Below are 22,514 nucleotides of genomic sequence, written 5' to 3' on the forward strand. Positions count from 1 at the left end.
CTCAATACTGTTTGGTCAAGGCAAGAGACGGCGATTTATCGCGTCTTTGACAAGCAATAATTTTCATCAAAAAACCTTAACCGAACCGTATTGGGATATCACTGATGATTAAGTTGTTGGTTTAGATGTTCTTGATTTGTTACGGGTGATGCTGCTGTCTCCACACTTTTTTCTTGGGCTTGTATTTCTAGTAGTTGGGGAATTGTCACAAATCTATAGCCTTGGGCTTTTAAACCTGCGATCATTTCTGGTAAAGCCTTGACAGATTTGGAACGGTTGCCGCCTCCATCGTGCAGCAGGACAATTGCACCGGGTTTTGCATATTTCAGCACATTTTTGACCAGCCCTGGAACTTGAGGCGAACGACGTTCAGCATCTCCCGATTGTTCTGACCACATCATGACGGCGTATTTCTCGTTTCTGGCATATTCGGCTAGTCCATTATTCAGAAAGCCCCCAGGAGGACGAAATAGAGTAGTTTTCTCTCCAGTAGTCTTGTAGATGATTTCTGCTGTACGATCGATTTCACTAGCCGCAGTAGCTAAATCCATGTGGCGATACCAATGATGCCATGTGTGATTACCAATTATGTGACCATCAGCAGCCACTTGCTTGGCAACTTGAGGAAAATATTTCACCATTTCCCCGATCATGAAGAATGTGGCTTTTATATCATTTTTCTTCAAGATTTCTAAAATCTGTGCTGTATTTTTGGGGCTGGGGCCATCATCAAAAGTTAGGGCAATAACTTTCTCATTCGGTTTTAGTTTCCCTTGATAAACGATTGCTCCCTGAAATGCCTTTGGCACTTCATTCATCTGCTCTGTGACTGGATTTATATTCTGTGCATCTGCACTCATCAGCTTGTTATGACTCGCTTTAGCATTCTCGCTTTTTGGCTTGAGAATTTCCAACAAATGCTCAAATCCGCTTGTGGTTAAAAGCAAGCTGATACCTAAACTACTAGTACCAGTAACCAATAAAACAATTATTATTTTCAGTAATAAAGATAATTTACGACTAGACACATTAAATCTCCTCAAATATTAGTTATTGGGGATTGGTTTCTCCCTGATGTTCCCATACCTTATATCATGCCCGCGTGATTACTTATTAAATTGGAATTACCCGGACTTGATATTATTCTTAGTCTGTTGTAATTAATATATCTACTGGTGAAAGAAAAAAGAAAACAATAAAATACCTTGAAACATTCCAGTATTGTAGGGTGTGTTAGAACGCAGTTCGTAACGCACCAAAACCTTGATGATGGTGCGTTACGCTATCGCTAACACACCCTACGTATCTTTTCAGAAATCAAATACTAGTCCTATATATTTACTGATGAAAGAAAAAAGAAAAAAGAAAACAATAAAATACCTTGAAATATTCCAGCTAAAGAATGTCTCAATTTAGTCAGTACTAATTTGCCACCCTGATTCCACTGAGTAAAATAATACTCAGTAAATTTAGCTGACCAGTAGAGCCAGCAATGATAGCAGTATAACCGTAACCTGGAGAAATGCCAGGTAATCGTTATATCATGTCCAGATAATCGCTTACGATCAAAGTAGTGAGTGCGAAGATGAGGAATATCATGTCCGGTTAATTAGTTATAATTCCCGTAATCTATGCAGAAACGGGAAATATTCCTCTTTCCCCCAGCTAAGAAGCCCCCAGCAAGAACTGCGGGATTGATGATAAGTCTTTACCGGACACGATATTAGTTAGGGACACATAGCTAGCTGTAAGCCCATACATACTTCACGCAATTGAAAACATGTATAATTCAGTAGCGCCGAAAGTCAATACTGCGATACTACGAACAATGTTGTTTATTGATTGATGTATGCTAATTACTTGTGGCTTGCCAGTGCTATGGCAACAATGAAGAGATGTTGGCTAGATGTGAAATCGAAGGGCAAATTTGCTTGGACTTTTAATTGAAGCGAGAACGTTGTTGACGACGTTGTTTGTGCCTAGCAATTGCTTTACGCTTCTCTTTTTCTATCGGCGTCTCAAAGTGACGCTTTTTTCTCATATCTTGGAAAATTCCTGCTTTAGAAACTTCCCGTTTAAATCTTCTCAAGGCTGATTCAATACCTTCATTCTCTCCTAGAACTACTTGTGTCATTCTCATTCCTCCTTAATATGGATGAATAGTTCAAGACTAGATACCAAATAAAATATTCCAGCAGAATCGAGCCTTTGGCTTTATCTGCTGGAGACTCTAAATGTGAAATTTTCAGGAATCGACTTAGTAGCGATTATTGTTGCGGCGGGCATTATTACCGCCACCCCAGCTACCGCGAGAGGAGTTGCTTCTTTCCTCACGAGGTTTAGCTTTGTTCACTTTCAAATCACGTCCCATCCACTCAGCGCCATCAAGTGCATCAATGGCAGCTTGTTCTTGTGTGTCTGATTCCATTTCCACAAAAGCGAACCCACGCGGCCGGCCTGTTTCCCGATCTGTGGGGAGTTGAACACGGTTTACTGTTCCGTATTCTGCAAAAGCCTGCTTTAGGTCATCTTCTGTAACCTGATAGGACAGGTTTCCGACGTAAATTGACATAGAAATCTCCGAATTCAGGGAGTGTAGAGAGTTAAATTCGGAGAGACGGTTTTTAGAAATCAAAACGAGTTACTCAACCGAAAATAATCTTTATGTCCATGAGTGTAGCACAGCATTCAGCCTTTGAATATTGTCTGATAGTGAATTTTATTCACAAATCAAACCTTTAAAGACGGTTTGCAGACTTTCTAAAGACTGGCTTTTTTTGCTTGTACTATATCAAGTTACACTTTTAATCGGAAATCGTAATTAACTCGCGATCGCCCAGATATTTAGTGTTTTTAAAATTAAGCTGTGGACTAAAAGGTAAAGATTATTATTCGTAATCAGATTAATCATACCACGATCGAAAGTCTTAAAAGCAAATTAAAGCAAATTAAAAAATATTCATCATCCAGTATCCCGTTAGCTATGGTCAAACTGCGCTAAGATACCTTCTGCTTTTTTACATAGTAGTTCGTGATATTCACCATTACTAGCTAGCAAACCTCCCCATTGATTGATATCACCAGTGTTATACTGCAACGGCGTGCCATCGAAGTGAGTAAATTTACCACCAGCTTCTGTTAAAATCAATTCTGGAGCGGCTATATCCCAGTCTTTGGGCGCAGACTTGCCGGAAAGAGAAATGTAAATATCTGCCTGTTGCTCAACAATGGTGGCAATTTTGCAGCCTACACTACCCACAGATTTCTGATTTTGACAGGGTAAATTTTGTAGCAGATGATCTAACCGTTGGTTGCGGTGAGAGCGACTAACGACTAAGGTTAAATCCTCAATTCGTTTACCTGAAGACACTTGTAAAGGAACAGATTCGTTACGGGTTTCTACAAATGTACCCCCGCCTTTGGTAGCGTAATATAACTTTTGAGCCTCTGGTACTGCCACCACTGCCAACACTGGGCGTGTTTCCTTGACTAAAGCAATGTGAACTGCATAGTCGCCAGTTTTTTTGATAAAATCTCGCGTGCCATCCAAAGGGTCAATTATCCATACCCAAGGGGCAGAAGCCTGTCTACCACTACTTGAAGATTGATAAGTTTCTTCGCTGATGTAAGCAAAATCTTCGTTACCCAAAGTTGTTTGTAGCCTCTGCAAAATGTATTGACTCACAGCGACATCGGCAACAGTGACAGGCTCATTCTGCTTATATTGAACTTCTAAATTAGGGTCTTTTGCAGTGCCGTGGTAATACGATCGCAGTATATCTGCTGCGCCCCAACCTACCTCACGAGCGATCGCTAATATTTCTTGTAAATCTTTCATTTTTAAAAATATATATAGTAAGGGACTGGGGACTGGGTACTGGGGACTGGGGAAGGTGCGGCCCCTGAGGGGGATAAGGGGTAATGGGGACTGGATGAAAAGTCTTTTTGTATCTAAGTTTTATCATCTGTTGATGTCCTAACCACCAAGGCTTGTGCTATATAACGTGATTAGAGGCGCACAGCGATACTTAATTTAACTAATTACTAATTCGTAATTCAAAGTCTTAAATTACGAATTACGAATTACATTAGCGTAGCGGTAGCGAGTACTCGAGCGTCCGCAGGAGCGTCATTACGAATTATCTTAAATCTATCCAGCGCCGAGTACCAAAAAATTTACAGGAATCAGCAGCAATATTAGCTGCCAGTGCCAGTGCATCAGTAAAGCTTTGGCTTAAAATGTAATGACAAAAAGCACCGTGGAAAATATCTCCAGCCCCTAACGTATCAACCGCTTGAATCTGCGGCACATCTACGATACCAGTTTTAGTGCCACTCAAGTATTCAATTGGTTCTTGTCCGTGGGTAATGGCGATATGAGGAATGTCAAATCCACTGAGATAGCTAAATACGTCTTCTCCAGTTTGGCAGTTGGGGGGATAAAAATTAGCTGAACAGATAGCGTAATCCACAAACGGTAGAATTTGCTCAAATCCAGGCTTCCAACTACCACCATCGATCGCTACTCGGATATTATTGGCTTTAGCCATTTGAGCTATGGAATCACCAACCGCCATCTGATGTCCATCAATTAGTACGATATCGACATTCTGCAAAATATCTGGCGGGATAGATGCGCTGCTAGCTTGAGTTTTCACAGCATTGATCGAAACCACAGCGCGTTCACCTGTAGCTTGAGTGACAATAATCGAAGATACAGGTGGTACTAAATCAGTGATAGGCTCAAGGTCTGCGATCGCAACTTTGTAATTTGCCAAGTCATCCCGAATCAGCTGCGTCATTGGGTGAGAACCCACTACACCTAAGACTGTAGCCTGATTTCCTAAATAATTGAAAGTTACAGCCGCGTTTGTTGCTGGGCCCCCTGCCGCTACAGTATAGTCAGTAGCAACAATCTTCTGATTATTCTTTGGGGCAGAGTCAGCAAGGTAAATCAAATCTAAAGTTACTAAACCTACAAATAATCCACGATTCATCTGTTCTTTCGTTCAAAATTCAATTGTGAATTCTGGCTCACTTCGACTCCTTTCGACTTCGCTCAAGGCTAGTCGCTCAGTCACCTCCTGACTCCTGAATTCTTTTGTGGTAAATGGATATGGCTCTTGGCGACTGACAACTTCGATTACTGTCTTCAACCAATCAATATAAGTTTCTTCTCTTCGGATGATCAACTCCAGCACCAGCCTTTGCATCACCTGCTTGCGGTTGGCAGATTCATCACCGATTGATGGCAAATCGATGGTTTCACATTCAGCCAGCTTTTTACTTCGAGCCGCTAATTGTTGCTTTAGTAGGTGAATGATGGTTTCATTCGACAACTGATCTGCAAAATGCAACTGGACGAGTAAAGGTTCTCTGATAGTCGGTAAGGGCTGATGAATCCCTAGCCATCGCCTAAATTCCGCTTTCCCTAGCTCCGTCACACTGTAGACTTTGCGGTTGGGGCGATCGTGTTGAATCTCAATGTTACAGGTAATCCAGCCTTGCTCAACTAGCTTATCGAGAGTTCTGTAAATTTGTGCCTGATCTGCTGGCCATAAATGGGCAATGCATTGATCGAAGCAGCTCGTTTTGAGGTCGTAGCCCGTCATTTCTTGCTGCTGAAGAAGACCTAAAATTACATTTGCTAGCGACATGAAGATGGTTTTCCCATAATTGATATTTTCTCGCTTGGTTCTACACTGTGTACTTCTTATAATTTTATGCTAATATATGATTAATCAGATATAAGACATAACGGTTATATAAAGATATGCTCATTATAATGCTTCTTAGCAAGGAAACCAAATAGATAAAAAACTCCATTCACCAAGGCATGGGGAAGAAGAAAGGAATAGGTTAAAGGTTACAGGGTATAGATTATTCCCTATCACCTGTTACCTGTCCCTCTTTCCTAATTCCATCCCAATGCCTAATTCTCAATGCTTAGAAATTACTTAAGCCATTGAAGACTATTGTAACGAGAGGATAAGTAACATTGACTTCTAACACACTTACAGAAAGAATACGTCAGCATCAATATCTGCGTGATTTACGAAACAAATTACTCTACCTTCACAAGATGTTGCTGGAGACAGAACGCATTGCCTACGAACAGGTTAGTGGACGAGTATCAAGTGGAGAACTTCTTCAGCTAGTCATTGCTCACGAACAATTTGCTTGGCTACATCGCATTTCTGAGATGGTTGTGCAAGTTGATGAAATGCTCCAAGCAGATGAACCGATATTGCTGGACGATTTCCAAAAATTGATTGCTGATGTCCGTACACTAATTGTACCGTTAGAGACGGGTAATACCTTCGAGAGAAAGTATTACAACGCTCTCCAGCGCGAACCTGGTGCTGTGTTGGCACACGCGGAGATATCCAGATTTCTCACGTCTAAGGTTTGATTGCTAATTTACCCAAACAGTGCTGAGTACAAAAGTAAGAATCGTACTCAGCACTTGGGCACTCATCAACCAACTGCCACCAAAGGCTCAGGTATTTTAGCTTTATGCCATACCGATTGTCCTGTCACGTTGATTAATGACTAACGATCCATTTGCACCAGTTATCGGACAACAGCAAGCTATAGAATTACTCACTCAGGCTGTCAGACAAAACCGGGTTCCTCCAGCCTACTTATTTGTGGGGCCAGATGGTGTAGGCAGGAGTTTAGCAGCCAGATGTTTTGTGGAATTGCTATTTTCTAATGGGATGGGAGTTACTGCATCTTTACAAAACCGTTTGCGTCAAGGCAATCACCCAGCTTTATTGTGGGTGGAACCAACGTACCAATACCAGGGACAACGATTAACAGCAGCAGAAGCAGCCGAAAAAGGACTCAAGCGTAAAGCCCCTCCGGTAATTCGACTAGAGCAAATTCGGGAAATTACCGAGTTTTTAGGTCGTCCGCCCTTAGAAGCGCCGAGAAATGTGGTAGTGCTGGAAGAAGCGCAAACAATGGCAGAAGCCGCAGCGAATGCTTTACTTAAAACCTTGGAAGAACCGGGACAGGCGACATTAATTTTAATTGCACCGACACTTGAATCTGTGTTGCCGACTTTGGTATCACGCTGTCAACGCATTCCTTTTTATCCCTTAAATGCACAGTCTTTAGCTGTTGTACTCACACAAACAGGTCATCAAGAAATTTTGTCAAATCAGGCAGTATTGAGTATAGCAGCTGGTAGTGCTGGAAGTGCGATCGCATCTTATGAGCAATTACAAGCTATTCCCCCTGAGTTACTTGAAGACTTGAAAAAAGCGCCTAAATCTTACCGTAACGCCTTAGAGTTAGCCAAAAAAATTGAAAAGGATTTAGATACAGAAGCACAACTGTGGTTAATTGATTATCTTCAGCAGTTCTACTGGCGGCAGTGGCATCAACCTAGTATCATTAACCAACTAGAACAATCTCGAAAACACTTGCTTTCTTACGCTCAACCACGACTAGTTTGGGAATGTCTGCTTTTATCTGTGTATCAAAAATCAAATTTTATTTCAATTACTTAGTACTGAGTGCTATCACATTTTCATCCTTCCTCAGTTGAGATAAAGCCTTTTGAGAATAGCAAATACCCTCCAGGAAATTCACTGAAGGGCTATCTATAATCTTTGACTAATTTTTACCATCTAAAGCTTAGTCAAAAAAGACCTTTTTTACCCCATAAGCTGCAAGTCCTGCTGTGGCTACAATTCCTGCTGCTGGCAATGCTACAACCGTCGTTGTTGTAAATCCCAAAACACCTAAAATACCAGGAGCGGTAGAAGTAACTGTAGCTACTGTAATTGAGCCTAGACTAGCAGCAGCAGATGAGGCAACCGCAATAGCACGTATAGTCTTAGAGTCTTTAGAGTTTAGCATTTTTTTGTTTCTTGTATTTTTTAATCTAAGAGCTTCTTCAAGCCATAAGCTGCTAGTCCAACTACAGCGCCAGCAGCTACAACTGGGGCTGCCCCAATGGCAATACCACCGAATGCTCCTGCTAGTCCCATGTTTCCAACCACAGCTGCCACTCCTGCACCTGCTGCTGCTCCGCCTGCTGCGAATCCTGAAGCTTCTTTAATATCGTCTTCTTTACGCTTTTCAGCCATTGTTTTTTTCGTTTCAATTTAATAAATTTAGAACAAAAGTAACAAAAGATTTTTTCATACCACATTTGTACTTTTACTGAAATATTCAATTAACTTTTCGTAAAGTAGAAAAAATCAAAATACTCAAATTTAACAAGCTTAATGCTTGAACTCTAGCAACTGCTTCTTTTCGTATCTGTCCGTAAGCCAGCACACCAGGAAAACCAATCACTTCTGCTAGGAAGCGTCCATCCTCTTCTTGTTCAATCTCTATCGTCAAGTTCATAGCCAGTGAAGGTATTGTAATAAAAGCGATTCCTGGATAAAACAAAAAGTTTATATGACCTCAGTTTCTCCACACAAAAAAGCCAGAGCCTTAAAACCTACCAGTCGCCGCCCTGCCAAAGAACTCTGTAGCGAGTGCGGACTATGCGATACATACTATATTCACTATGTCAAGGAAGCTTGCGCTTTTATTAATCAGCAAATAGGCGAACTTGAACAAGAAACCCACACGCGATCACGTCATCTCGAAAACCCCGATGAACTCTACTTTGGTGTTCATCAAGACATGATAGCGGCGAAGAAACAACAGCCCATCGAAGGCGCACAATGGACGGGTATTGTGAGCAGCATTGCCATTGAAATGTTGAATCGCGGCTTAGTTGAAGGTGTAGTCTGCGTGCAAAACACCAAAGAAGACCGCTTTCAACCCATGCCCGTCATCGCCCGGACTCCAGAAGAAATACTAGCAGCACGAGTAAATAAACCAACACTTTCCCCGAACCTTTCCATATTAGAACAGGTGGAAAAATCGGGGATGAAGCGGCTGTTGGTAATTGGTGTTGGTTGCCAAATCCAAGCATTACGAGCCGTAGAAAAACAACTTGGTTTAGAAAAGCTGTATGTTTTGGGTACGCCCTGCGTAGACAACGTTAACCGCGCCGGATTGCAAAAATTCTTAGAAACCACCAGCCGTTCGCCTGATACAGTTGTGCATTACGAATTTATGCAAGACTTTCGGGTTCACTTCAAACATGAAGATGGCTCATCAGAAACCGTGCCTTTCTTTGGCTTGAAGACCAACAAACTCAAAGATGTCTTTGCCCCATCCTGTATGAGTTGCTTTGATTACGTCAACTCCCTAGCCGACTTAGTTGTTGGTTACATGGGCGCACCCTTCGGCTGGCAATGGATTGTAGTTAGAAATGACACAGGTAAGGAAATGCTGGATTTAGTGAAAGACCAGTTAGATACCCAACCAGTAACGTCTAAAGGCAACCGCAAAGAAGCCGTACAACAAAGTATTCCCGCTTACGATAAAGGCGTTACTCTACCGATGTGGGCAGCAAAACTGATGGGTGTGGTAATCGAAAAAATCGGCCCCAAGGGTCTAGAATACGCACGATTTTCCATTGATTCCCACTTTACCCGGAATTATTTGTATGTAAAGCGCAATCATCCAGAGAAATTAGAAGCGCACGTTCCAGAATTTGCCAAGCGTATTGTTGGGCAATATAAATTACCAGAATAGGGGAAAGGGGAAAGGGGAAAGGGGAAAGGTGATAGAAAATAATTTGTACCCAGTAACCTGTACCCTATTCCCTTCTTCACTCCTCACTAGACTTCTTGGCATTTGTCGGGATAAGGGGCAGGGGAAAGGTTTGTTATTTTCCCTTTTCCCTTTAACCTTTACCCTTTTTCCCTCTCTTGCAAAAAGCACTTTTGCAAAAGGTCTACTGCTGACTCAACTCGATAATATTCCCATCAGGGTCTTGAGTGAAGAGGGCAGCGCGACCGGAGGCGCTAGCTTGAATGGGATAATTATGATTGAGGAATTCCTGTTTGGCGGCATTTAAGTCAGTTACAGTGAAGGCAACGTGGGGATTACGTCCCCATTTTTGGTTTGGGTTTTCCGTGGGGACAGTGGTTGCAACTATCAGGTGAATTTGATAGTCGCCGACTTGATACCATGCACCAGGGTAGTTTAGAGAACGATCTATTTTGGATAATCCCAATACTTTGCCATAAAAATGTTCAGAGCGTTCTAAGTCAGTCACAAGAATCGCTGTATGGAGACTTTGGATAATCTGCATTGTTAATAAGATGTTAGTAAGATGCGATCGCGTTTATTTAGATTTTGGCGTAGTTTGAACTCTTTTGAAGGGTGAGGCAGGGGAGCAGGGGGAGAATAACTCCTAACTCCTAACTCCTAACTCCTAACTCAACACTGTTTTGCCCAATGCCCAATACCATCACAAACTTAAAGGCAGCTGAACTGTAAACGTTGTCCAGCCCTGAGAACTGGTAACTTCAATCGTGCCTTGGAGATATTCTACTAACTTCTTAACCAATGTTAAACCTAATCCTGTGCCGCTTTGTTGCCAGCGTTCGGTTTCAGGAATCCGGTAAAACGGCTCAAAAATTCGAGATTGTTCTTTTTTCGGAATTATCACCCCAGAATTGCTAAATGTGATTTGAAAATAAGGAACTTGAAAATTATCTAATACACCAGATTTAGCATCCTCATCGATCGGACTTTTTGTGATATAAATTAGCTGAACGTTTAACACAATCTGTCCATCAGGTGGAGTGTATTTACAAGCATTGTTGAGTAACTCTGAGATAATTTCAGTCAGGCTAGCCAAGTCTGAAACTAAAGGTGGTAAATCTGGAGAAACACTAACTTGCAAAGACTGTTCTCTAGCTTGAGCGCGTTCTTGAAAATACTCGGCAACGTGAGGCAGCCAGTTTTGGAGTTGAATTGATGTTAATTCCAATGGATAGACATCTGCATCAATCATTCGTAGATGCAGTAAATTGTCAACCAAATCCAGTTCTTGTTCGCACTGTTCGCGCACAATACGTAAATAGCGGTCTACAGATTCAGATGGGGGAAGTGTGTTTGAATTTAAAATACCCTGGCGATCGAGAATATTTTCTAGCACAGAGATTGCCATTTTGATGTTTGACAAAGGCGTTCGCATTTCATGAGAAGTTGTTGCCAGAAAATCCTCTTTTAATTGGTTCAGGCGTTGCAGTTCTGCCACTCGAACTTCTAGTTGTTGGGCGCGTTCAGCTGCAAGATTGCGTTCTTCGGTTAACCGTCGTTGCGTGTCATCCCGGAAAACAAATACGGCTCCTGTAATTACACCATTGTTATTTCTCAGGGGAGTAGTGCTATCAGCTATTGGTATAATTGTCCCGTTTCTACCAACTAGTAGAACACCACTGCCTAAATATATAGTAGTTTCTTGTTGGAGGGCTACAATAATTGGATTTTCTGTCGGCAACTGAGTTTGTTCATCAATGATTTTGATAACTTCAGTTAACGTCTTGTTTTTAGCTTCATTCCATTGCCACCCTGTTAGAGCTTCAGCTACCTGATTGATGTATTTAATATTTAATTCAGTATCGACTACAATTACTCCATCACCCATTCCTCGAAGTACAGAACTCAAAAATTGCTCGCGATCGTAGCGATTGAGTGCTGTTTGAATCGCAACGTAAAGTTCTTGCTCTTTAATGGGTTTAAGAATATATCCAAAGGGGGATGTCAGCGTTGCTCGCTCGACAGTACTTTGATCGGAGTGCCCGGTGACGTAGATAATCGGGATTTGCAAATGATGCCAAATTTGCTCTGATGCCTGGATACCATCTATTTCACCGCGTAATCTGATATCCATTAAAATCAAGTTTGGGCGTAATTCAGTTGCTTTTGCAATTGCCTCTTCGGCAGAATCGGCAATATCTAAAACAACATATCCTAAAGACTCTAAAGTTTCTTGTAAGTTGATAGCAAGGATATATTCATCTTCAACAACAAGGACTCGAACTGTCTCTTTTTTCTGCGTGTTTGGTGAGAGGTCAATTATGTTCATATCCGGCTGTTTGTAAAAGTAATTTTGAACTCTGTTCCTTGTTGAGAGTCAATTTCAAGTTTTCCTCTTAGCTGCTTGACTAAACCCTGGACAAGTGTTATACCCAGTGTTTTAGTTTTCTTACTATCAAAGTTTTCGGGTAAGCCAACACCATTATCTCTAATAATGAGTGTCAAAGTAGATGCGGATTCTTGATAAAACTTAACCTCAATTTTTCCTCCGCGATTACTAACAAAAGCGTATTTTAAAGCATTAGAAACCAGTTCGTTGATAATTAAGCCACAAGGAATGGCGGTTTCGATGTCCAGGCTAGCATTATCAACTTGAATATTTAGTTGAATCTGGCTGGAACTGACATTATAGGAATCAAATAAATGAGTTGTTAAATCTGGAATGTATTGAGCGAAATCAATATCAGCGAGGTCTTCAGAACGGTATAGTTTTTCATGAACTAGGGCAATGGAAGCAATGCGGTTTTGGCTATCGCGCAAAATAGCTGTCACTACAGGATCTTGTGTTCGTCTGCATTGCATTTGCAACAAACTGCTGACGATTCCTAAATTGTTCTTAACACGATGATGAATTTCTTTGAGTAATACTTCCTTTTCTTTTAGAGAGGCTTTGATTTTTTCTTCCGCTTGCTTTTGCTCGGTGATATCTTGTTGGATAGCCACAAGGACGCTTCCATACTCAGGATGTTCAAAAACGGAAGCGGTAGCGCTACACCAGAATGGAGTGCCATCTTTTTTAATATTGTGGACTTCATAAATTGCTTCACGGTGTTCTAAAATAGCAGTGCAAATCGCCTGATTAACATCTTCAGGTGTATTGTTTTCATCACCATAGTTAACAATCGATACGTGCTGACCAATTAATTCACCAGATTCATAACCAAACATCTGCTCGAATTTAGGATTGGCGTAGACAAACACGCCATCTGTAGCACGAACTAGGCAAATTCCCTCCGCCATGTTGCGGGTAATGACTGCTTGCAACTCTAACATCTGTTCAGTGCGTTTGCGATCGCTGATTTCAACTACTACAATGCCCATGCTCATAGGTTCATCAGCTTCAGACTGAATCGGAAAATAGGAAGCTAGCCAAGTCCTGATTACACCAGGGAATTTTGGGGTTTCTCCCCTGACTTCCAAATCCAGAATCGGTTCACCCGTTGTTAAGACCTGTCGAAAGACTTGATCTTGGTTCCGTGCTATATCAGGGACAATCTCCCACGTTGTCTTGCCAATATGCTCTGCTGCGGGAATGCCATTAATTTCTGCTAATGCTTCATTAATGAATGAATAACGCAGTTCCCGATCGAGAATGGTTATCCCAACAGGTGCATTATTGATGAAGGTATCCAATAACTTTTGCTTGTGAGCTAGTTCTCGCTCTAGAATTTTGCGTTCTGTGATATCAATCGCCACCCTACCCACTAGCTTTTGTGCAGACAATCCGAGAATCGGGAATTTGTATACCAAGAATTCACCGAGGGAACCGTCTGGTCGAGGAGCAAATTCAATCACCTCAATTGCCTGATTTGTCTCTATGACTGTGCGAAGGTGATCGAAATGCTGCCGAGCAATTTCATCTGGGTAGAGGTCAGAAATATATTGCCCAATCACTTGTTCGGGTAGTAATTTAAATGTCCGCAGGTATATTTGATTTAAGTAAAGTACACAGCCATCTGTATCAGTGATGCAAGCTAGCACTGGGCTGTTGTTCATAAATGCCTGAAATCGGGCTTCACTTTCTTGCAAAGCTGCTTCTGCTTGTTTACGTTCACTGACATCAATAATTATTCCTAGCATCCGTAGAGGTTCGCCTGCTTCGTTGTAAGCAGCACGCCCTTTTCCCGTGAGCCAGCGAACCCTGCCATCGGGATAAATCACTCGATATTCAGCTTGAAAATTAATATGTTGTGCCAGTGCATTTGATACAGTCTGTTCAATTCCGTCAACATCCTCTGGATGCACGCGATCGCGCCATAATTGATAGCTGGCTGATATTTCTGGCTCTAAACCTAACAAACGAAAATGGTTGTCGTTCCAGATAACTTCGCCTGTTTGAATATTCCAATCCCAAAGACCGATGTGATTAAATTCTAACGTTAGTCTCAGTTGTTCTTCACTTTTGGCTAAGGCTACTTCGGCTTGTTTGTGTTCGCGTAGTGCGGCTTGTCGAACGCTGACATCTCGATGAGTACCAGTCATTCGCAGAGGATTACCATCTGCATTTCGCATCACAACCTTGCCGTAGTTGGCAATCCATTTGTATTCCCCTGACTTAGTGCAAAGTCGATAGTCAAATTTGTACGGTATTGAACTATCCTTGAGGTGAGCTGCCAAGATTTTCTCCACCCAAGCTAGATCGTCTGGATGAACTAATCGCTGCCAAGTACTCAAATTCTGTGGGAGTTCATCAAAGCGGTATCCGAGCATTTCTAAATAGCGAGGGCTGTAATACACCTCTTTAGTCAAAATATTCCAGTCCCATAAAGCATCTCCAGAAGCTTCAAGGGCTAATTGTAGTCGTTCCTCGCTTTCTCGGAGAGCGATTTCTGCTCGTTGCTGCTCTTTTTCACCATACTTCCGGGCAGTAATATCCGTGATTCGTACCAGTTGCATCACAGTACCAGCGACTGTGATTTGCTTGGCGGCGATATTTCCCCAAAAGGGTTTGCCCTGCTTAGTAATATATTCAACTTCTCGACTCCAAAACCCTTGCTGGTTAATTTCTTCGATAGAGGTGGCGATCTCATCGGAAGTGAAGGGTTGTTTTTGTAGAGTATTACTTTCAATATTAATCAGTTCAGCTTTACTAGAGGCTGCAAATAGCTCCACTGCTCGATCGTTACAGTCAGCGATCAGTAATGTTTTGACATCTATCAAAAAAAGTGCATCAGCGGATTCGTTATAAACAGCTTCTAGCAGGTCACGACTACGGATGATTTCTAACTCATTTTGTTTACGTTCTGTAATATCTATAACCGCTCCCAACAGTTTAACTGGGTGTCCTTGAGGGTCATAAGCTATCTCTGCTTTTGATTCAACGTAGCGCACCGAACCATCAGGTCGGATAATTCGATACTCAAGATTGAAAGGGGCTTGTTGAGCGTAGGCATAGCCCGTTGTAGACATCATCTTTTCGAGTTGGGCTTTGACCAAGGCGCGATCGTCTGGATGAATTATTTGGAGAAGTTCCGTCTGGTCGGGTTCGTCTTGAGTGGGATTTAGACCAGAGATGCGAAAGGTTTCCATTGACCAGGAGCGCTTTTTCGTTTCTAAATTCAATTCCCAACTACCTACATGGGCGATTTGTTGAGTAGTGGCTAGCAGTGCTTCACTTTGTTGGAGCTTTTCTTTAGCTTGTTTGAGTTCGGTAATATCTCGCCCTTCTGGAATCAACAAAACAATTTGACCTGTCTCATCTAAAAGCGGACGGAGTGAAAAATCGATTGTTGCTACCCGATTATTTGCACCGAGAACATCAACTTCATAGCGGATAAACTCTCCTTGGGCTGCACGAGCGATCGCTTGTTTTAATTCTGCTTGAGTTTGCGGTGAAATTGTCCACCAATGTGCTTCCCAAAAAGGGCGATTGATGACATCTTCTAGTTTCAGTCCGGCAAAATTTAGCGCCGTCTGGTTCGCCTCCAGTAAAATGCCAGCTGGCGTTAGCAGTCCGATGAACTGGAAAGTATTATTGAAGATGGCACAAAAACGGCGATCGCTTTGGTGCAATTTGGCAGTGCGCTCCTTGACTTTGGCTTCTAACTCGGTGTTGAGGGTCTGGAGGTTGTGATAGAGTTCGGCTTGTTGGATAGCGATCGCTAGTTGCACCGTTATTTGCTTGAGCAATTCCACCTCAAATGTCTGCCATTCTCGCGGGGCAGAACATTGATGTGCAATAAATAGCCCCCAAAGTTCAACAGCTTGAGTCTCTTTGCTCTGTAACAAAATCGGGAAAACTAAATTCGCCTTCACCTGAAACTGTTCCAAAAGTTGAATATGGCAATCACTTAAACCCGCTTCGTAGATGTTTGTGGCTGCCCAAATTTTTCCTCGGCGATATTCTCCCCCCTGATTTTCCTGAAAACAGGTATCTTCAATCTCCAGTCCTAAGATTGGTGTCCATTGGGGTAATACCGACTCTGCGACGATGTTAACCCGCATTTGTGGCGTAAATTGATACACTATTACCCGATCGGCGTGCAATAACTGGCGGACTTCTTGAACACTCGTGGCAAGGATATCTTGAAGCCTCAACGATTGGCGAATATTAAGAGCGATCGCTCCTACTAACTTTTGTTGTTCCTGTTGTTGTTTTAGCTGCTGCATTAGCTGCATCTGCTCGATCGCCCCATGAACCGCTCGACGTAAATTATCAGAAGTCAGTTTTCCCTTGACTAGATAATCTTGCGCCCCACTCTTAATCGCTTGGACTGCGATCGTTTCGTCTCCCTGACCCGTCAGTATAATTACTGAAATTTGACTGTTAGAAGTTTGCCTCTGTAGCTGAGTGAGAAATTCCAGCCCGTCTAAATCTGGTAATCGATAGTCCAACAAAATCACATCTGGTATTTTCCCTTGACAAGCTTGTAGCGCCTGATTTCCAGATTCAAATTCGTAAATATCATAAGTGTAGCGATCGTCCCGCTTTAGGAAGCGTCGATACAAAGCTCTATCTTCAGCAGAGTCTTCTACAAAAAATACAGTTGTCATATTGTCAGTCTCCTAAGACAGCTGCGGCAGTGAGGAGTGGGGGGCATGGGAGCAGGGGAGCAGGGGAGCAGAGGAGCAGAGGAGCAGGGGAGGATAATAATGACAAATGCCCCATGCCCCAGTCCCCAGTCCCCAGTCCCCAGTCCCCAATGCCCCATGCCCCCTAAATTAGCAAATTCGGACTTTTTCTCGATCGCAGACTACTATTTTTAGTCGTATAAACGCATAATAGAATAGTGACTGATCTGTTCGCCCCTTTACAATCTCTCAAACAAGGTGACTGGTTCAAGCTGATCTGCGGAGCCAGCTTCCAGCATTTGCCGGCAGTCAGAAGTTTAACGTTAGCCTATACTTTGGCGGGCGCTGACTGCATAGATGTTGCAGCTGATCCAGCAGTAATTGCAGCAGCGCAATCAGGGCTACAAGCAGCCAAATCTCTGGCTCAGGATGCCCAAAAACGAGGCTTTGACTACAAAGGCAATTTACCCTTTTTGATGGTCAGCCTAAACGATGGAGAAGACCCCCATTTTCGCAAAGCAGAATTTAATCCTCATGAGTGTCCTCCAGACTGCCCTAGACCCTGCGAACGGATTTGTCCGGCACAAGCGATTGTGTTTGACAGTATAAAAGAAGACTTTTCAGGAGTAGTATCCAAAAAGTGTTATGGCTGCGGTCGTTGCATTCCAGTTTGCCCTTATGGTATAATTTATACAGCTTCATACGTGACAACGCCAGGAGCGATCGCGCCATTGGTAATGTCAACGGGAGTAGATGCCGTAGAAATCCATACAAAAGTCGGGCGATTGGCAGAATTTGAGCGGTTATGGCAAGCAATTTCACCGTGGGTTGATAAACTAAAGTTACTAGCCATCAGCTGTCCTGATGGTGAAGGGATGATTGATTACTTAAGAACGCTCTACGAGAAGATTGCCCCATTCAAGGGTGCTTTAATTTGGCAAACCGATGGTCGTCCGATGAGTGGTGATATTGGCGATGGCACCACAATAGCCGCAGTGAAATTAGGGCAAAAAGTTTTGGCAGCTAAGTTACCAGGATATGTGCAGTTAGCAGGCGGCACAAATAAGTATACCGTTGCTAAGTTAAAGGCAATGAGACTACTCAAAGAGGCAAGGGAGCAGGGAGCAGGGAGCAAGGGGGAAAACTTTTCTCCTCTGCCCCCTGCCCCCTGCCCCTCCGCCTCCATCGCTGGGGTCGCCTACGGTAGCTACGCCCGCGTACTGCTGTCACCAATTCTCGAACAGTTAGAGAATAAGGAGGTAAGTAACACCAATATGAAGGCGACTGTTCGCCTAGAAGAAGATGAATTATTGCTTTGGCAAGCTGTAGAACTTGCCCATTCTCTCGTTTCCCAGATCAAGTCACAGCAGGAGCATTAATCGCTCGTTCGGAAATATACCCAGGACGGGTTCTCCTGCACGCAAATGTCCTCGCTATCTCTAAAAACGTCACCATAGAACGCATGACGATTACAGACGATCTCCAAAAGTTATTAGACATTTTGCCCCAAGACCTGCAACAAGTACTAGAGAGTCATCCCAAACGAGATAGTTTAGTAGAAGTGGTCTTGGATTTGGGTCGTCGCCCAGAGGCTCGCTTTCCTAATCAAGCTGAGTATTTGAGCGAAGTACCCGTTACTCAAGAACAAATAGATGATTGCATTCAACGAGTCGGAATCTTTGGCGGAGATAATCGGGCAGGAATTGAGCAAACTTTGCATCGGATCAGCGCTATTCGCAACCGCACTGGTAAGATTATTGGCTTGACCTGTCGCGTTGGTCGAGCCGTATTCGGAACCATTGGCATGATCCGCGATTTGGTAGAAACTGGTAAATCGATTCTCATGCTGGGGCGTCCAGGCGTGGGTAAAACTACCGCCTTACGGGAAATTGCCCGTGTTTTAGCGGACGATTTGCAAAAGCGAGTAGTGATTATTGACACTTCCAACGAAATCGCTGGGGATGGTGATGTTGCCCACCCCGCCATTGGTCGCGCCAGACGGATGCAAGTAGCTCATCCAAATGAACAGCATCAAGTGATGATTGAGGCAGTGGAAAACCACATGCCAGAAGTCATTGTCATTGATGAAATTGGCACGGAACTGGAAGCTTTAGCGGCTCGTACCATTGCGGAACGGGGCGTACAGTTGGTAGGTACTGCCCACGGTAATCAGATCGAAAATCTGATTAAAAACCCCACCCTGGCTGATTTAGTTGGGGGTATCCAAGCTGTGACGTTGGGAGACGACGAAGCCAGACGGCGAGGCTCTCAAAAGACTGTTTTGGAGCGCAAAGCCCCACCTACCTTTGAAATTGCGGTGGAAATGTTGGAACGCCAACGCTGGACAGTACACGAAAGTGTTGCTGACACCGTAGATAATCTGTTGCGGGGGCGTCAGCCTACTCCACAAACCAGAACCGTTGATGACCACGGCAAAATTGCAGTTACACGTCAGTTAGCTGTTGTCAACGGTCGTGGTGGACAGCTAGGAACAGTGGAGGATTCTTTCCCACAGGCGCGACCGTCTAATGGCTGGCGTTCATCTGGACAAATGGTTGCACTACCGCAATTGCCTGTAGAGCGGGTAACTGGGCGCAGTGAGTTTGACCGTTTGCTGGATGAATCTTTCAACTATTCTGAGAGCATTGATTTCGATGCTGTTACTAGACACCCAGGGCCGAATGGTGAAGATTTGCCATTGCACGTTTACCCTTATGGGGTGAGCCGCCACCAACTAGAACAGGTGATTAGCGTGCTAACTTTGCCCGTAGTATTGACAAAAGATATAGATAGTGCCGATGCAATTTTAGCACTGCGATCGCACGTCAAAAACCACGCCAAATTACGCCAAATGGCCAAAGCTCGTCATGTACCCATTCACATGATTAAGTCCAGCACCATTCCCCAAATTACCCGTGGTTTGCGGCGGTTGCTGAATATCGACGACCCAGAGATGGCCGACGATCGAGAACTACAATTGTTTTTGCACAATGGTAGCGATGATGAGATGGATGCCTTGGAAGAAGCTAGACTTGCCGTTGAGCAAATTGTGATTCCTAAAGGACAGCCAGTCGAGTTATTGCCACGTTCTCCCCAAGTTCGCAAAATGCAACATGAGTTGGTAGAACATTATCGCCTCAAGTCGCATAGTTTTGGCGAAGAACCAAATAGAAGATTACGGATTTATCCAGCGTAACTTTAAGGGACTTCCAGTTAAAAAAATATCCCATAGTAGGGGCGGACTTCCAAATAAAAAAACATCTCAAATTTTCTTGTGGGATGGGTGTCCCCACCCGTCCCAGATTTAGGACGCTCATGTTGTCCACCCCACAAAATGGATAATTTATTTCTTGGAAGTCCTTTATAAGAAAAATCTATGCATTTGAAAAGCACTTTAACCATCAAAAATCGCCAAAATCATTGTCTATACTCAAGCTAATAGTCCAATTTTCTTGCACTAATTCGCTGTTATCATCAACATCACGCAGCGTCTCGTAGACAAAGAATTCGTAGAGCGTGGGTAAGTCCTAATTCATTCAATCTTGCATTTTTTTTAACATCTGTTACATTACTTTACAGACAGTTATAACTGCTACAACACTTGAATTTTGGAGTTATGCTCATGTCAGATTTGAAGAATTCTGCGTCTATTGTTTCAGAAGATCCTAATGCTGTGCGTTTTGGCTTCACTCCTCAGAGTGAAAATTGGAACGGTCGGCTTGCAATGATTGGTTTTGTCTCTGCGATTTTGATTGAAGCTTTTTCTGGTCAAGGGATACTCCATTTCTGGGGTATCCTCTAAATTGGCGATCATAGGGTAGAAATTTTGTACTACCCTACAAAATTTCCTATATTCTACGCCAGTCATTCGTTTCTAACCGATGGTGGCTGTTGCAATTGGTGCAAAATATCAGATTTTTCCGGTTGAGCCAAAATATAAGTGAATAATTACTTTACATTGAATATGTATAGCTAAAACTCATGGAACTACCCCAACGCGTATCAGTCCGCTACAAAGACGCGTCCTTCAACACAAATGAAATCCGCTTAAGAACTTTTCGGCTTGGTTTGCAAATATGGGATGAACAAACCAAACCCAGAAAAACAGAGCTTTATCAGTTTATATCGTCTTGTTTGAAACAAGTTGACCGCCAAGATCGTTTTATGTTTTCTATGTTGTTCATAGAATTAACAGACCTCATACGCAACTCTTCTCTGGAAAGAGGAACGAAAGAGGTTCTGATTAAAACAGCTTTTAGAGAATTTGCTTGTGCAATAACAGATTTTGAAGACGTTGCCAAATAAGCTTAGTTATGGGAATGCTGGAATTGCGTAAGTGTAGGCATTACCTTAAAGCCTGAAGTAATGAGTAAATACCCTGGAGTTGCGTAAGCTAGGCATCACCTTAAAGCCATCTGACCTAGTTGAGTGGGATATCTTGGGATATCTGTAGTAAACAGCTTTTCAATCGGATTAGTTTTTTAGCTAGATGCGCGGATGGGTAGGTGTTGGGGAAGGGGGGAATACAAAAATAGCTGAATTGCCCTATATGCAAGGTTTTGAGGGCTGTAGCATCTTCAAACCATCCGCGCACCTTATGTAGACTGAGTTTCAGCTATTTACATTTAGCACAATTGCCACTCTTTATGTTATGATTTTTGCATTCGCGCTATTGAACCTTGAAAACCAAATAACACAAGTCTTTCAAACGCCTACGATCGCAATCAACTAAAATCCCTATTAGGGATTGAAACTGATGGAGATTGTGCGATCCAATTTAATTTATCATCGCAATCAACTAAAATCCCTATTAGGGATTGAAACACACAGATTCTAAAGGAAACGCTCGGAGTACTAAATCGCAATCAACTAAAATCCCTATTAGGGATTGAAACAAAGTGACTGACGAATTGCACCCATCATTTAACCAGCATCGCAATCAACTAAAATCCCTATTAGGGATTGAAACAAAGCTAATTCAACGGAATCAGCCATAAACTTTACACTTAGGATCGCAATCAACTAAAATCCCTATTAGGGATTGAAACAAAGCTAATATTGGATGGCAACTCATAGCTAAAAATCGCAATCAACTAAAATCCCTATTAGGGATTGAAACAACCCCCCACCTGTGAGCGGCTTTCTCACTCTGGGATCGCAATCAACTAAAATCCCTATTAGGGATTGAAACTTCAAGATATTCTACGGTAACTCTGATAAGAGCGATCGCAATCAACTAAAATCCCTATTAGGGATTGAAACAAGTATCAACCGATTAGTGAACTAGTTGTCATGGATCGCAATCAACTAAAATCCCTATTAGGGATTGAAACATCCAAATAGAATAGTTCAACCAGATGCTTTCTTATCGCAATCAACTAAAATCCCTATTAGGGATTGAAACGTATAACCAGAAAATTAAAGCAGTATTAGATAAAATCGCAATCAACTAAAATCCCTATTAGGGATTGAAACATATTAAAGTTTCAATAATATCTCAAAAGTAGAAATCGCAATCAACTAAAATCCCTATTAGGGATTGAAACTCAACATTAGCTAGTAATTAGTTAGTTTACAAGTTATCGCAATCAACTAAAATCCCTATTAGGGATTGAAACAGCTCTGGATTTATGAACCTACCAAGTCTATAACATCGCAATCAACTAAAATCCCTATTAACCCAAGTTGCTAGTTATGCTTGCAGGTGTTCAGGTGGCATTGCATAAGCAATAAAATCCCCTCCAGAGGAAAAATTAGGAGGGGTAATGTTAAACGAAATAATTACAATTTATGCTATCACTGATGACCTATTG

The 22,514-nt window shown here is 42.6% G+C and carries 18 protein-coding genes, 1 pseudogene and 1 CRISPR repeat array; of the genes and pseudogenes, 7 read left to right on the plus strand and 12 right to left on the minus strand.

Going from position 1 to position 22,514, the window contains the following annotated elements; translation table 11 throughout:
- Positions 1–98: 98 nt before the first annotated feature.
- The 6 genes and pseudogenes from RMY32_RS26120 to RMY32_RS26145 all read right to left on the minus strand — a co-directional run.
- A complete protein-coding gene (locus RMY32_RS26120; RefSeq protein WP_322710818.1) occupies positions 99–1,028 on the minus strand; it encodes a polysaccharide deacetylase family protein in 930 nt (309 codons plus the stop codon).
- A gap of 911 nt (positions 1,029–1,939) precedes the next feature.
- Positions 1,940–2,134 carry a 30S ribosomal protein S21 gene (gene rpsU, locus RMY32_RS26125; protein ID WP_069073011.1) on the minus strand — a complete coding sequence of 65 codons (195 nt, stop codon included), beginning with the start codon at positions 2,132–2,134 and terminating at the stop codon, positions 1,940–1,942.
- A gap of 123 nt (positions 2,135–2,257) precedes the next feature.
- Positions 2,258–2,572 (minus strand): RNA recognition motif domain-containing protein, encoded by a 315-nt coding sequence (locus RMY32_RS26130; protein ID WP_292779617.1) that lies wholly within the window; start codon positions 2,570–2,572, stop codon positions 2,258–2,260.
- A 405-nt stretch (positions 2,573–2,977) separates the two neighbouring features.
- Complete coding sequence (locus RMY32_RS26135) at positions 2,978–3,838, minus strand: 3'(2'),5'-bisphosphate nucleotidase CysQ (protein ID WP_322710819.1); 861 nt, start codon at positions 3,836–3,838, stop codon at positions 2,978–2,980.
- Between the two features lie 301 nt (positions 3,839–4,139).
- Entirely contained in the window at positions 4,140–4,997 is an 858-nt protein-coding gene (locus RMY32_RS26140; RefSeq protein WP_322710820.1) for a sugar kinase, read from the minus strand.
- 126 nt (positions 4,998–5,123) lie between these two features.
- Positions 5,124–5,657 (minus strand): annotated as a pseudogene (locus tag RMY32_RS26145) (PadR family transcriptional regulator); the annotation flags it as partial.
- A 341-nt stretch (positions 5,658–5,998) separates the two neighbouring features.
- Between RMY32_RS26145 and RMY32_RS26150 the strand changes: the two are divergent.
- A complete protein-coding gene (locus RMY32_RS26150; protein ID WP_322710821.1) occupies positions 5,999–6,412 on the plus strand; it encodes a hypothetical protein in 414 nt (137 codons plus the stop codon).
- A 136-nt stretch (positions 6,413–6,548) separates the two neighbouring features.
- On the plus strand, positions 6,549–7,517 hold the full coding sequence (locus tag RMY32_RS26155) for a DNA polymerase III subunit delta' (RefSeq protein WP_322710822.1): 969 nt from the start codon (positions 6,549–6,551) through the stop codon (positions 7,515–7,517).
- Positions 7,518–7,644: 127 nt separating this feature from the next.
- Here the strand turns inward: RMY32_RS26155 and RMY32_RS26160 are convergent, their stop codons facing one another.
- The 3 genes from RMY32_RS26160 to RMY32_RS26170 form a co-directional block, all read right to left on the minus strand.
- Positions 7,645–7,869, minus strand: a complete 225-nt coding sequence (locus tag RMY32_RS26160) for a hypothetical protein (protein WP_322710823.1) — start codon at positions 7,867–7,869, stop codon at positions 7,645–7,647.
- 20 nt (positions 7,870–7,889) lie between these two features.
- Positions 7,890–8,099 carry a hypothetical protein gene (locus RMY32_RS26165; protein ID WP_190911601.1) on the minus strand — a complete coding sequence of 70 codons (210 nt, stop codon included), beginning with the start codon at positions 8,097–8,099 and terminating at the stop codon, positions 7,890–7,892.
- Positions 8,100–8,184: 85 nt separating this feature from the next.
- On the minus strand, positions 8,185–8,364 hold the full coding sequence (locus RMY32_RS26170) for a type II toxin-antitoxin system HicB family antitoxin (protein ID WP_322710824.1): 180 nt from the start codon (positions 8,362–8,364) through the stop codon (positions 8,185–8,187).
- Positions 8,365–8,418: 54 nt separating this feature from the next.
- On the opposite strand from RMY32_RS26170, the gene RMY32_RS26175 reads away from it, so the two are divergent.
- Complete coding sequence (locus tag RMY32_RS26175) at positions 8,419–9,612, plus strand: Coenzyme F420 hydrogenase/dehydrogenase, beta subunit C-terminal domain (RefSeq protein ID WP_322710825.1); 1,194 nt, start codon at positions 8,419–8,421, stop codon at positions 9,610–9,612.
- A gap of 202 nt (positions 9,613–9,814) precedes the next feature.
- Here RMY32_RS26175 and RMY32_RS26180 read toward each other — a convergent pair whose 3' ends face one another.
- The 3 genes from RMY32_RS26180 to RMY32_RS26190 form a co-directional block, all read right to left on the minus strand.
- On the minus strand, positions 9,815–10,174 hold the full coding sequence (locus tag RMY32_RS26180; protein ID WP_322710826.1) for a VOC family protein: 360 nt from the start codon (positions 10,172–10,174) through the stop codon (positions 9,815–9,817).
- Positions 10,175–10,333: 159 nt separating this feature from the next.
- Complete coding sequence (locus tag RMY32_RS26185) at positions 10,334–11,959, minus strand: response regulator (RefSeq protein WP_322710827.1); 1,626 nt, start codon at positions 11,957–11,959, stop codon at positions 10,334–10,336.
- Positions 11,956–16,683 (minus strand): PAS domain S-box protein, encoded by a 4,728-nt coding sequence (locus RMY32_RS26190; protein WP_322710828.1) that lies wholly within the window; start codon positions 16,681–16,683, stop codon positions 11,956–11,958. The genes RMY32_RS26185 and RMY32_RS26190 overlap by 4 nt, the downstream gene beginning before the upstream one ends.
- A gap of 236 nt (positions 16,684–16,919) precedes the next feature.
- On the opposite strand from RMY32_RS26190, the gene ldpA reads away from it, so the two are divergent.
- From ldpA to RMY32_RS26210, 4 genes are all read left to right on the plus strand, one after another.
- Complete coding sequence (gene ldpA / locus RMY32_RS26195) at positions 16,920–18,080, plus strand: circadian clock protein LdpA (protein WP_322710829.1); 1,161 nt, start codon at positions 16,920–16,922, stop codon at positions 18,078–18,080.
- Positions 18,081–18,163: 83 nt separating this feature from the next.
- Positions 18,164–19,897 (plus strand): R3H domain-containing nucleic acid-binding protein, encoded by a 1,734-nt coding sequence (locus RMY32_RS26200; protein ID WP_322710831.1) that lies wholly within the window; start codon positions 18,164–18,166, stop codon positions 19,895–19,897.
- Between the two features lie 426 nt (positions 19,898–20,323).
- Entirely contained in the window at positions 20,324–20,503 is a 180-nt protein-coding gene (locus RMY32_RS26205; protein ID WP_322710830.1) for a chlorophyll a/b-binding protein, read from the plus strand.
- A gap of 179 nt (positions 20,504–20,682) precedes the next feature.
- Positions 20,683–21,006, plus strand: coding sequence for a hypothetical protein (locus RMY32_RS26210; protein ID WP_322693331.1), 324 nt, complete (start codon positions 20,683–20,685; stop codon positions 21,004–21,006).
- A 412-nt stretch (positions 21,007–21,418) separates the two neighbouring features.
- Positions 21,419–22,319: direct repeats of the CRISPR family, unit length 37 nt; unit sequence ATCGCAATCAACTAAAATCCCTATTAGGGATTGAAAC.
- The last annotated feature ends 195 nt before the right edge of the window (positions 22,320–22,514 follow it).

It is taken from the genome of Nostoc sp. ChiSLP03a, from assembly GCF_034531215.2.
Taxonomy (GTDB): domain Bacteria; phylum Cyanobacteriota; class Cyanobacteriia; order Cyanobacteriales; family Nostocaceae; genus Nostoc.

Coding starts and splice junctions, on each gene's coding strand:
- RMY32_RS26140 (WP_322710820.1), bottom strand. CDS start 4,997: ATGAATCGTGGATTATTTGTAGGTTTAGTAACTTTAGATTTGATTTAC.
- RMY32_RS26135 (WP_322710819.1), bottom strand. CDS start 3,838: ATGAAAGATTTACAAGAAATATTAGCGATCGCTCGTGAGGTAGGTTGG.
- RMY32_RS26205 (WP_322710830.1), top strand. CDS start 20,324: ATGTCAGATTTGAAGAATTCTGCGTCTATTGTTTCAGAAGATCCTAAT.
- RMY32_RS26175 (WP_322710825.1), top strand. CDS start 8,419: ATGACCTCAGTTTCTCCACACAAAAAAGCCAGAGCCTTAAAACCTACC.
- RMY32_RS26160 (WP_322710823.1), bottom strand. CDS start 7,869: ATGCTAAACTCTAAAGACTCTAAGACTATACGTGCTATTGCGGTTGCC.
- RMY32_RS26185 (WP_322710827.1), bottom strand. CDS start 11,959: ATGAACATAATTGACCTCTCACCAAACACGCAGAAAAAAGAGACAGTT.
- RMY32_RS26155 (WP_322710822.1), top strand. CDS start 6,549: ATGACTAACGATCCATTTGCACCAGTTATCGGACAACAGCAAGCTATA.
- RMY32_RS26180 (WP_322710826.1), bottom strand. CDS start 10,174: ATGCAGATTATCCAAAGTCTCCATACAGCGATTCTTGTGACTGACTTA.
- RMY32_RS26190 (WP_322710828.1), bottom strand. CDS start 16,683: ATGACAACTGTATTTTTTGTAGAAGACTCTGCTGAAGATAGAGCTTTG.
- RMY32_RS26210 (WP_322693331.1), top strand. CDS start 20,683: ATGGAACTACCCCAACGCGTATCAGTCCGCTACAAAGACGCGTCCTTC.
- rpsU (WP_069073011.1), bottom strand. CDS start 2,134: ATGACACAAGTAGTTCTAGGAGAGAATGAAGGTATTGAATCAGCCTTG.
- RMY32_RS26170 (WP_322710824.1), bottom strand. CDS start 8,364: ATGAACTTGACGATAGAGATTGAACAAGAAGAGGATGGACGCTTCCTA.
- RMY32_RS26165 (WP_190911601.1), bottom strand. CDS start 8,099: ATGGCTGAAAAGCGTAAAGAAGACGATATTAAAGAAGCTTCAGGATTC.
- RMY32_RS26200 (WP_322710831.1), top strand. CDS start 18,164: ATGACGATTACAGACGATCTCCAAAAGTTATTAGACATTTTGCCCCAA.
- RMY32_RS26130 (WP_292779617.1), bottom strand. CDS start 2,572: ATGTCAATTTACGTCGGAAACCTGTCCTATCAGGTTACAGAAGATGAC.